Source organism: Lysinibacillus sp. DFXJR4 (assembly GCF_057196045.1).
In genome coordinates this window covers 108,516-119,862 of record NZ_JBXUNW010000014.1, presented here as the reverse complement: position 1 = coordinate 119,862, position 11,347 = coordinate 108,516, and the positions used below count along the sequence as shown (strand labels likewise).

Genomic DNA, 11,347 nt, shown 5'->3' with positions numbered 1-11,347 from the left:
TCTATCTAGCTTGTTATTCATATCTTCGCTTGTTATACGAGATCGTAATGTCCCAACCAGCCTAATCATGTGTTAACAAGTAGAGGGCGAACAGTTTAGTTGTCGGGATCTAGTCCCACGGGTGCTTCCGTTCGACCCCGGCTACTATCAATCTATAAATTGAATAAAAAATAGTCAACCAGATTTACTCTGGCTGACCTTATAATACGAACGGGGTGCTTTAGTGGAATAAAATAGACAAACCAGAAGCAACAATTTTTGAGAAAACAACCTTAAAAAAATACATTGCTGCTTATTTAAGATTTCAAAAAGAGAAGCTAAATGCTTCTCTTTTTATTGGTAACTTATTTCCAATAGGTTTTTAACGTAGTGAGAGAGTTCTTCGTATGGTTCTTCTTGAAGAAGATGGTATTTATTGGTTAGTTCAATAGTTTCGCCATCAGTTATTTGTTCTTTCATCTCAACAACGCCTAATATCAATTGAGAATCCTCCGGCTGTTCATCAAAAATGAGATTAATCATCTTTTTTAAATTATCTGGATCTTGGTCTTGTTGGTTCGGTGAATCAATTATTATTGGACAAAAAGTAGAAGTACTATATTTCTTCATTGTGTGTAAAATACTGTAATAATATGCTAATAAAGCACGGGGAAGTCCACTTCCACTTTCCTTAATTGAAGATGTTATTGGTTTGTAACTACTTTCTGCTAAGGTAAGAACATCCAAGTCTAATAAATATTTTTTCATAGATGTAAAGTAGTAAAGCTTTATTTCGTCTTGTCTTTTTTTATTTTCTATTTCCTTTAGTTCTTCTTTGAGACTATTTATTTCATCTTCAATATTGGATATTTCTTTACGAAGACTATCTATTTCATCTTCTAAGATGTGCTTCAACTCTTTCTTTCCTTCGTGCTGAATTACATCTTTTAATTTTATTTCACCTTGCTTCTTTTCTAATAATGCTTTTATTTTTGAAGTTTCGATATTATTTTCATTATAGTATTCATATTCTTTTGCAATTGTATCTTCTAATTCCTTAGTTTCTTGCTTTAGTTGAATTGCTAAGTCTTGGCATTCGTCCTCATCTTTTGCAATAGAAAATCGCTCAGAAAAATTATTTTCGTATGTATGACCACAAGTTGGACAATCTACTGTATCCATAAGTTCTAATGAATACTTATAATCTTTTTTTAACTCTTGTATTGTCTTATTTATAACTTCTAATTGATTCTCTAATTGAATCTTTCGACTCTTTAAAGTTACAATTTTATCTTTTAGCTTATCACCTTTATTTTTAAGTGCTTTGTAGTTGAATATCATTTCATCAATTTCTTTTTTGAACAAATTGATGTCAATATCAACCATTTCATTTTGGAACTGCTCTAAAAGTTTATTTAAAACATTTTGCGAAATTCCTTTTTTGCTTTCTATATCTTTAGTTTGTTTTTGAAGAACTTCCACTTTAGCTTTAATTTCATAGTATTTATTAGGTCTAATACCTGTATGGTATTCTATAATATTTTTTTTCCAATTCGTTAGTTGAGAAAGACCTTCGAAGGCACTCCAGTTTTCCTTCCAACTCACATCTTGGTCAATATAGAAAGGGAGGAAGAAGTATGCTGGTGGGGGAGTTATAGGCTCATTTGATCTATTATTAAGTTTTATTTTATAATTTAACAAATTTGAAAGGAATGGACCTAATTCACTTGTTATCTTATCAAATGTTCCTATTAAATTCATTTGTCCATCAAATACTGCAAAAAAATCCTTTTTTCTTAAAATGGAATATGATGTATTATCAATTGAAAAGTCAATAACCGATATTACATCAGCCTTAATCCAATTTGGATGCATATTTTTTGCGGTTGCACCAAATGTCCAATAAATACTTTTAATTAAAGACGATTTTCCTGTGTGATTCTCACCTTTTATTACTGTTTTCTTTGGATGAAATTGAATTCTTCTTGCTTTCTTCTCTAGCAATGATACTATCTTTATTTCTTTCAAAATTAATTTGCTCATATTTTTTTAACCTCAAATTTCTTATTAGCTTTCTAAAATTTTCACTCATATTCCATATAACTCCATTAGAATGATTGACTTTAAATAATATTCGTCATATATATCAACAGCATTGTCTTTCACATACTCTTCATAAGTAGGTTGAACAATATCATTGTACAATTGATTATTAGCTTTATAGCTCTCAACAATCTTATTTATTTTTTTTCGAATATCCTGTAAATAAGCATTAGTTAAATCCATCTTTTCAATTTTATATTTATCCCAAGCATTCTTTATTTGGAATAGTTCTCCTATGGGTATTCTTTCACTATTTAACCTTGCTTCTGTCATTGACCACATTTGGTCTATCTTATTTACATCTTCCGTGAAATTTTTAATAATAGAATCAAATTGGCTTCGTCCAATTCCTTTAGTTACTGATAAGTCTTCAAAGTTATCAATATGCCCTTCATAATTATTCTTTCTTTTAACTTCGTCAAATAATGTAGTGTAAACTAAACTCATCTTAAAAGTACCCTCTGGATTTATCTCTTCAAGGAAATCACTCAACTTTCCTTTTACGTATGCTTCCCTGTCATTTATCATTAGGTCAGAGACTCTAAAAAATGTCATTTCAATAAATTCAGGGTCATCTGGAAGAGAATGCTCTTCTTTTAACTGTTTTATGATGACAGCTAATTTTTTATCACATATCTCGGAAAATTTTATTTCCTTTTTAGTGAGACTCTTAGTATTTTTATCTTTTAAATCAACGTTTAAGAAATGGTTAGACTCGAAGTTTAATGACAACGTATAATTTGGAAATTGTAATTTACAACCATACATTTTACCGATAATCGAAGGTAAAGGACCATCCTTTCCTTTCTTTCTCGATAGTATTTGTGGGATAGTCCAATTTTTACTATGTGTTTTAATCTGAAAAAAATCGATGTTGTTAGGGTTATTTTCAGAATCGAAAATGATGACATCATCATAGTAATCCATTACTAAAAGATAATCTTTTCCAGACCTGTATAATTCTACTAATTTTAATATAGCCCAGTCCTTTTGATAATCAAATCTGTTAGCAGACCTTGAGCCACTACTTTCACGAGGTCTATTTACAGAAATACTTTGCTTTAAATCCATAATCCACTCAACCCGATTCATAACTTTATTTTATACTTCCATTATTTATCATTATCCTATATAATTCCACATTTTTCACTCTTTATTTAAATTTGGATACGTTTTTATAGAGAGATGTTCTAATAAGAATACTACGTTTCCAAATGGAAGTTTGGAAACACATCGAAAAGCCACGAATGTTGTGAAATCAACGTTCGTGGCTTTTTGCTAAACTTCAAAATTCGCTACAATACTATAATCTACTTTAGAAGGTATGTCTCTCATAAACATTAAATCACGTAGCATCGTTAAACGAATGGCAACGTCCATATCGAAGTATTCATTCTCTTCAGCATTTAATTCAGAATAGGGAACTTTTTCGACTACATATTGTTTGCCATCAATAGTCCATACTACGCTTTTTGTTAAAAATGTGGTTTCTGGTTTCACAATGGCAACCTCCTTAGCTAACTGCTTTGAAATTATTTCTATCTCTTGTACATATTTTTCCCGAACGTATGGATATTAAAACATATTCTTTATATATTCTACTTTCTTTCCTATGTTCCTCTAAAGTGGAGGAATGATAGCCGATGGAAAGCTTCCTGGTATTATAAACACCTTGCTCCACAACTATTGAGGAAGATTGTTCAATTAGAGCAATCTCTTCTTGTGCTAACGGTGCAGAATAATTGAACAATGTTCGGAAATAATATCTTCGAGAAAATGAAAAAAGCAGAGGTGTGATAAATGACAATTAGAATTTTATTATTAATACTATTCGTTAGTTTTAATCTTTCAATAGATGCTTCTGCTGAAGTTCTTCTTAAAGCTGCTTATATACGAAATCATCAGCTATGGATGAAGGAAGGAGATAAAGAAATACAGCTTACAACAGATAAGTATGTATCCTCTCCAAAGTGGTCAAAAGATGGTCAGTATATTGCCTATTTAGCAGGTAACGAGAATGGAGAAAAAACGTATCTGTATATTTATGATTTAAAGAAAAAGGAAAGCTATCAACCGTATCCATCAATTGAAACAAGTCAAATAAAATGGTCGCCAACATCAAATCAACTAGCTTACAATTCGGGTGGTGTCTTGAGTGTTACAAAAACAAAAAATGGGCGACCACACGGCTTTGAAAATGTATCCCTAGGTGTTAGTGATTTTGAATGGTTCCCCAATGGAAAAGCGTTTATCGTTTCATCTCAATCTAATTTACTTCCTACTGGATGGGAACCAGTTCGTCTTTTTAAAGTGCCCGTAGATGCCAATCTAGATACGAATAAAATCAAGCCTTTTTACACCATTCAAACAAATACACCCGACTTATTTGCAATTGATGCGGATTATTTTAAGTGGAGCCCTGATGGAAGCTGGGTTAGCTTTCTATTAACACCAACTGCGTCTTGGTCTAATGATAGCAATACATTAGGTGTACTTTCATCAGTTGGAGATCACTTTCAAGTTATAGGGAAAATGCTTGGGTATGAAAAATGGATAAAGTGGGCTCCTACAAGAAATCAACTAGCCTTCATATCGGGTGAAGGAAGATTTTTTGTTGTAAACAAAAGTACAGCCGTTACCGAGATTCCTACATTGAATAAACAAAAGGACTACACACCTAAAGGATACGTAGATCTAGATTTAGAATGGCTTTCTCCAGATGAAATAATTGTTGCTCGGGCGAAAGAGAACAAAGCGTGGAAAGTGGGACCGGTTCCAACTATGTTTACAGCGTTGTATGTAATTAATCTTGAATCAGGAGAACAAAAGCAGCTTACATTTCCAAACAATAAAATAGATAATACACCTCAAGTAGTTGGTTCAACTATTACTTGGTATCGAACATCCGAAAAAGAAGACCAAGGAGATGTTTGGATTAAAGATAGTATGGATGCTCAAGAACATCGGTGGTTAAAAAATGTAGACTCTCCACCAACCTTTTTCTATAAAAAGTAACTGGAACAAGGAATTCCGTTAGCTAAAAAAATCATTAATGCAAGGTCTAGGCCAAGACTTTAATGATTTAACAAGAGAAGATAAACCTTATGAGATTCTCTCGCTAACCTAATTTTCCAAAATGCGGTAATGTTAAAATACAGAGTTAATTCTACACTTGTAGATTAGCTCTGCAAATTTGTTTGATACTGTAGCCTAACTAATTTTTCTTGCTTTAATAATTTGGAGTATTTCATTTTCAAATTTTAATTTGTGAAGCTTGTGGATGAATATTTCAAACACCGTATAAGTTAACGTATGAGTTTGAATATAAATAATAACATCGTGAAAACCATTTTCTTTCGCTTTCATAATAATTTCTTTAACTTCGGGGAGATCCCTTACTTCACTATAAAATACTTGCCATATATTTTCTTGATCTTCACATACAATAGGACGTGTAGCAAAATATTCATATTCACTCAAGAAGTTCTGAGATATCTCTACTGGTTTTAGATCTGCTATCTCCTCCTTCGAAAGTATATAAACCCCATTATCATAATAAGAATATTTAAACTGCCTAGTCATAAACTTCATCCTCTCTTGTTTTTCAAAGGAATTATATTCAACTAAATTTCAAAAAACCACACACAAGAGAATGAATTACAAAATATCTACACAGCATAGAATGTTCTGCTGAATAAGTATAAAAAATCGTAATTTAAAGTTTGATGTTATGAGAGCTGAGTAAGAATAATTACTAATAGACAATAGACAGTATGTGAATACACCCTATTGCTAAAATGTTCGGTATTGTACGTAGTCAGGAATTTAATTTTTCGGTAATAAGCTTATCGAGGTATCCCTCGATAAGCTTATTACCGAATTAAAAACCCTCAAAAAGCCTAATACCAAGGGTTTCCTTTAAAATTAAATTTGATTAATTTTAAATCAGAAAAATGTTTCGGTAATGTAAGTAGATATAATCCATTAATTTCGGTTATGTAAGTAGTTCTGTTAAGAGATAAACAAAAAAACCGTTGTATATATACAACAGTTTAACTTGTCTTTTGTTTTGATATTGAGTCCACCACGGTTTCAATTTCAACATAAGGGCTAAGGCGATATTCAATAGCGAAATGTGTTCTTTTAAAATCAAAGTCGATTTTCTTTATAGATTGAAGGAGAATTGACCGCTTTTCCTCATTACTATAAAGATGAAAATCTTGTTTAAACCTACCTATTAATTCTAAAGTTAAAGCATCTTCCTCTAAAAGCTCCTCTATTCTGGAGAGGGTCTTTATATATAGCGACTTTGCCTGTTGTTTAAATTTAAGTTGATAGTTAATAGCTTCATTCATCACATCATAGTGCTCTTCATTTCGATGTAACGAACTCTCTTTATATCGAAGATTTTGAATATCATTTGCTAATTCTTGAATTGTTATTTCGGTGAGTCTCTTAACATTTGATTACTCACAGTAAACGCCTCCTTTAACTATTATTACCATTGACATTACCATACCATGAATACTACATCAAACATAATTTACAACTATAATTAAATGAATTTTCATAAAAACTTTATGCGCGTCAGATGACCGTAAACTGTCCCTAAGACCACTCGTTCAAGACGCTAGCTTAGTGGATATCTCTTACTACTCGGTTGCTTAGAAGATATATCAGTCTCATGTTACACGACTTGAAGCGGTTCATTCATAAATGAAGGGCAAGTTAAACCTTCAAGCATGAAGCTGTCAGTATCACCTTCGATATACTTTAGGAACAAGTCTTCTGCACTAGGTGGGTTTATAATGGAGAAGGGCAATTTGATAGAGGGGTAACATTAATAAAGAGCGGTTTTTATTTACCGCCCTTTTGCTTAAGTAGTTATAGTCGCCTATTGTATTGTGTCTGCAAAAAGTACTCAACACAGGTGGAATGTGAGGCTAAGCTTGTGTTGAAAAAAAGGTCAAAAAGGACGTCTCAGAATTTGAGACGTCCTTTGTTCACTGATGCACAGCTCAAGCTGCCTGGTGGATGATGGACGGTCCAGAAAAATCAACACCTTAACCAAAAACCCAGGATTTAAAAGATTTTTATGCTTTAAATTTTTAACTTTGAGCTAAAAAGCTTTGAAACGTGAACTTTGTGTTTTTAATTTTAATCTTTGTGCTTTTATTTTAGATTGTTTAAAGTTCCTTTGTAATAAGACATGTTTAAGGTTTCAACTCGCACACATGCCTTGAAGCGCGAGCGATTTTTCGTTTTCCATTTTCGCTAGACCATGCATATTACATTAAGCTTGTACTTCAATAAAAGTTGTGGCATTTGATTCTGATAGCACAGCGTCTACCTCTGATTCAAATTCCTCAATTCGACTATTTAATGCTTCAATTTTCTTTTTAACATTCATCGGATCAATTAACTCATATTCGTTTCTTTTCATAAATGTCTCTGTATGTAGTTTTACCTCTTCTGGTGATTGTTTATCTTTATTACCTAATATATTGATTAAATATGTTTCAAGCTTTGCAGGTAGCGCATCATTTTCTTTAGCAACCATATTGATTGCTGAACGGTATTGCTGCTGCATCACTTCTAATAATTTCTTTTCAAATTGAATAGACTGCTTTCGTTCTATAGCCTCTGCCACAGTCATTTCCTCTTTCCCTACAGTCACCTTTGTTTTAGCATTGGATTCTACAACTAAGGATTTAATACGGTTGCGATAGTCAATTAAACTGACTACTTTATCGTATGAGGATTGCATCTGTTTTTCATATTCTTGAATCTCAACACCATTAATCTTGCTATTGCTTTTACGATTAGCTAAAACTGCACTAACTTCATTTGTTGCTGCTTCTATACGATGATTGAGCATCTTTAATTCTGTTAATGCCCGGTGAATGGACAATTTTTTATATTCAGTCATGTTTTATTCTCCCTATAAATTGTAATCAACGCGCAATGTTCTTCTATTATATCCAGTTAGCTAATTAAAGTACAAATATTACCTTTATTTTAATATTTGATTTTATGATTCCTTATCTGTATAATATCAATCTAGGTGCCAAACCTAAGTGATTCGGACGGAACATCCTTATCACGCAAAAAACGCCAATACAGCACGGATTTGCTGGGCGTTTTTTGTTTTATGAGCGGGAAGATGAGCCCCGCTCTTTTTCTTTGTAATTTCCTCTACCTGTTTTTTACCTATATTGTCGCAGAACGCTTATTTTTACTTCCACCAAATATCATTAACACGATGGCTACCACAAGTAATAGCATTGCCACTAATAATAAGAAGCTATAATTCTTTACATATTCTATATATACCCCGCCAAGAAACGGTCCTGTTAAACTTCCAATGCTTAGAGCAATACCACACAATAGATTTCCAGTTGGCAGTAATTCCTTTGGTGTTAAATCAGCCATATATGTAATTCCTAACGAAAACATCGAGCCTACCAATGTACCTGTAAGGAAAAATGCGATGGCTACGGCAATTTGTGAATGCTCTAAAAAGCTTGCAATTCCAAAAATAACAGCTCCGCCAAAAGAGCCTATCATCAATACCTTTCTACGCCCAACCTTATCACCCATTGCGCCAAGAGGCACCTGTGTTAAAATTCCTCCAAAAGTAAAGACGGATAAAATAATAGGAATCATACCAACCTCAAAACCTTTACGTAAAGCATAGACTGGGAACAAAGCATTTAAAGAAGATTCTAAAAACCCATAAACAAATGGACCTAAAAACGCAATCCATCCAAAAACAAAGGCCATTTTATAACGCTGCCAGCCTCTTGCATGTATATCTCCCGTTAAACGCTCTGGTTTCTCATTTTTCAATAAAAATACAAACGACCATGCCAATAAGCACAGAATCGAGGAGACTATAAACGGCAATGCTTCTGTAATTTGAATAAGCTTTACCATTAACGGTCCGACTGCAAAACCTGTACTAAAGGACAAGCCGTAAATAGCCATGCCCTTTCCTAAGCTTTTATGATCTGCTGTGCTAGTAATCCACGTTTGTGTCGCATAATGCAATGCATGATCTCCTACCCCAATAAGTAATCGAAGGATAAACCAAAAGGTCACACTTTTCCATAGAGGAAATGCGAGGAGCGATAGAAACACCAATGCCCCACCTATTAAAATAATTGGTTTATAGCCCCATTTTCTTAGAGGCTGCTCAATAAACGGGGAGATTAATAAAGTTCCTATGTATAAACCTGTTGCATTCAATCCATTCAATGCAGAGGATACACCATCCCGCTCGAAAATAATTGAAATTAGTGGTAATAGCATCCCTTGTGAAAAGCCCGATATTGAAACTATTAACACTAGAATGGCAAATCTTTTTTTGCTGTAATCTGAGAAGTACGTCATCATTTCCTCCAACATCAAGTGATTCTTCCAAAGAACAGCATACCAAAAAGCCTTAGCGCTCACCACATGTGATTTTACGCTAAGGCTTAACGAATACTAATTTTCATTTAATTGTATAAACACGAATTTCAGCATTTACTTTCGCCGAGAACTTGTTTAAACTCCCTCCTTTTCGAGTTAGAGTTCGAAAGATTGTGATGATCACTCCTTTACGATTTCTTAATACAACTTTAACACAGGTATTCAATATTGTAAATATTCTGTCTATTGTTTTTTTAAATTAATCGTTAAGTCCTAGGTGTTTACCTAAACATTGAAATTTAGACCTAAATCAGCTACGATGAAGGGGATGAAATGAGGTGTACGAATGTCTAAGCCAATAACTGATAAAAAGCAGCAAGTGAATTACTTAAGAGAACGTCTTGAAATATTTTTAGAAGTATTAGATGCAATTGATCCTGAAACAACTGAATTAGAGGACATTGATCGTTTAATACAAATGATGGATGATTTAGAAGACAAAATGGAGCAATTTAACGTTCGTGAACAATAGCCCAAGCATAGAATAAGTTTAGCGCGAAAAATCAACGTTTGATTTCTCGCGCTTTTAGCTGTCTAATGACAGTCCCAGTTATACAAAACCTTACTAAAATCCTTCTTTTGAAGCTCCTCCTCCGTGATGAAAAAATTCCCTACACCACAATCGCCCCACATTATATGATCACCGACACTGTCAATTTGTAGCAACAAAACTGTAGATTGTTGGTAATCCCCATATGCCCTTGGATCGTCCTGTGTGAAAAATGGATAGCCACCAATTTTATGACCATCACCACTTAATGTTTCGTAAAAAGCATCCTCTAGAGCATCATCTTCTATATTATCTAAAATACTTGCGTAATGGTCATCACTTCTAAAATCATCTATTGATAAAGGTTCATAGGTGGGTTCAAAGGTCAATGCCATCTCCTTTTCAACAGGAAAGTACATGTCATCCTTTTTCGCTTCCAGAAACGAAAAATCTTGAATTAATTGTGATGCATCATTGATGATCCGTTCATGATAAATAACACGAAAGCCTTTTTGGTTTTGACCATTACCAAAGTCCATTCCTAATACATCGTCAAAGGAATCAATAAAAAATTGTAAAATTCCCTCCTCAGGGAATTTCGATAAATGATTAGGTACTTCTTCAAAATTAATTTGCGCTAATAATTTTAATGGCTGTCCATCAGAATTTTTAGGATATTCCATCGACAATGGAAAATATGGATTACCTGCAAACTTACTTTCAAATAATGATGTTTTTCGCATTGTTGTTTCAATATTTATAACCGGCTGTAATGTTTCTTCTATAGTTTTTCTATATACTTCAAATGCTTCAGGTAACATAAGAGCACTCTTTTCAGACACTAAATTCCCTCCTAAAGTTGATTTATCCTTATTATAGAACAAACGTTCCTGTTTATCAATCTAATTCAAGAGAAAAAATACTAGGTTAAATGCATTTCATATACATAACCTGTTTCGTATGGAATTTGATTAGAGACTCGGATTTTTAATCAAGTCTTCCTGAGTTTTGATCACCTTCACTCTTTTTTGATCAGGTACTCCTTATTATTGATCACCTTCTCCTTATTTTTGATCAGGTTCTCTAGATTGTTGATCACCTTTACCCTTTTTTTGATCAGGTCCTCCTTATTATTGATCACCTTTTCCTTATTTTTGATCAGGTTCCCAAGATTGTTGATCACCTTCACCCTCTTTTTTGATCAGGTACTCCTTATTATTGATCACCTTCTCCTTATTTTTGATCAGGTTCTCTAGATTGTTGATAATCTTCACCTTTTTTTGATCAGCTCCTCCTTATTAT

At 33.2% G+C, this 11,347-nt stretch carries 10 protein-coding genes; 2 read left to right on the top strand and 8 right to left on the bottom strand.

Going from position 1 to position 11,347, the window contains the following annotated elements; all coding sequences use genetic code 11:
• Positions 1 to 333: 333 nt before the first annotated feature.
• From AC2CGN_RS20410 to AC2CGN_RS20400, 3 genes are all read right to left on the bottom strand, one after another.
• Positions 334 to 2,022: a hypothetical protein gene (locus AC2CGN_RS20410; protein WP_484515904.1), complete on the bottom strand. Its 1,689-nt coding sequence runs from the start codon at positions 2,020 to 2,022 to the stop codon at positions 334 to 336.
• A 45-nt stretch (positions 2,023 to 2,067) separates the two neighbouring features.
• Positions 2,068 to 3,153 carry a DUF4297 domain-containing protein gene (locus tag AC2CGN_RS20405; RefSeq protein WP_484515903.1) on the bottom strand — a complete coding sequence of 362 codons (1,086 nt, stop codon included), beginning with the start codon at positions 3,151 to 3,153 and terminating at the stop codon, positions 2,068 to 2,070.
• 207 nt (positions 3,154 to 3,360) lie between these two features.
• Positions 3,361 to 3,582, bottom strand: a complete 222-nt coding sequence (locus AC2CGN_RS20400) for a hypothetical protein (RefSeq protein ID WP_484515901.1) — start codon at positions 3,580 to 3,582, stop codon at positions 3,361 to 3,363.
• Positions 3,583 to 3,882: 300 nt separating this feature from the next.
• Between AC2CGN_RS20400 and AC2CGN_RS20395 the strand changes: the two genes are divergently transcribed.
• A complete protein-coding gene (locus AC2CGN_RS20395; RefSeq protein ID WP_484515900.1) occupies positions 3,883 to 5,097 on the top strand; it encodes a translocation protein TolB in 1,215 nt (404 codons plus the stop codon).
• A 195-nt stretch (positions 5,098 to 5,292) separates the two neighbouring features.
• On the opposite strand, the gene AC2CGN_RS20390 is transcribed toward AC2CGN_RS20395, so the two are convergent.
• From AC2CGN_RS20390 to AC2CGN_RS20375, 4 genes are all read right to left on the bottom strand, one after another.
• Positions 5,293 to 5,664 carry a hypothetical protein gene (locus AC2CGN_RS20390; protein ID WP_484515898.1) on the bottom strand — a complete coding sequence of 124 codons (372 nt, stop codon included), beginning with the start codon at positions 5,662 to 5,664 and terminating at the stop codon, positions 5,293 to 5,295.
• A gap of 470 nt (positions 5,665 to 6,134) precedes the next feature.
• Positions 6,135 to 6,437: a hypothetical protein gene (locus AC2CGN_RS20385; RefSeq protein WP_484515896.1), complete on the bottom strand. Its 303-nt coding sequence runs from the start codon at positions 6,435 to 6,437 to the stop codon at positions 6,135 to 6,137.
• 938 nt (positions 6,438 to 7,375) lie between these two features.
• Complete coding sequence (locus tag AC2CGN_RS20380) at positions 7,376 to 8,011, bottom strand: hypothetical protein (RefSeq protein ID WP_429983065.1); 636 nt, start codon at positions 8,009 to 8,011, stop codon at positions 7,376 to 7,378.
• 281 nt (positions 8,012 to 8,292) lie between these two features.
• Positions 8,293 to 9,474 carry an MFS transporter gene (locus AC2CGN_RS20375; protein WP_429988102.1) on the bottom strand — a complete coding sequence of 394 codons (1,182 nt, stop codon included), beginning with the start codon at positions 9,472 to 9,474 and terminating at the stop codon, positions 8,293 to 8,295.
• A gap of 367 nt (positions 9,475 to 9,841) precedes the next feature.
• Between AC2CGN_RS20375 and AC2CGN_RS20370 the strand changes: the two genes are divergently transcribed.
• On the top strand, positions 9,842 to 10,027 hold the full coding sequence (locus tag AC2CGN_RS20370; RefSeq protein WP_286924823.1) for an SE1561 family protein: 186 nt from the start codon (positions 9,842 to 9,844) through the stop codon (positions 10,025 to 10,027).
• 62 nt (positions 10,028 to 10,089) lie between these two features.
• Here the strand turns inward: AC2CGN_RS20370 and AC2CGN_RS20365 are convergent, their stop codons facing one another.
• Positions 10,090 to 10,887, bottom strand: a complete 798-nt coding sequence (locus AC2CGN_RS20365; protein WP_484515893.1) for a YwqG family protein — start codon at positions 10,885 to 10,887, stop codon at positions 10,090 to 10,092.
• Between the last annotated feature and the right edge of the window lie 460 nt (positions 10,888 to 11,347).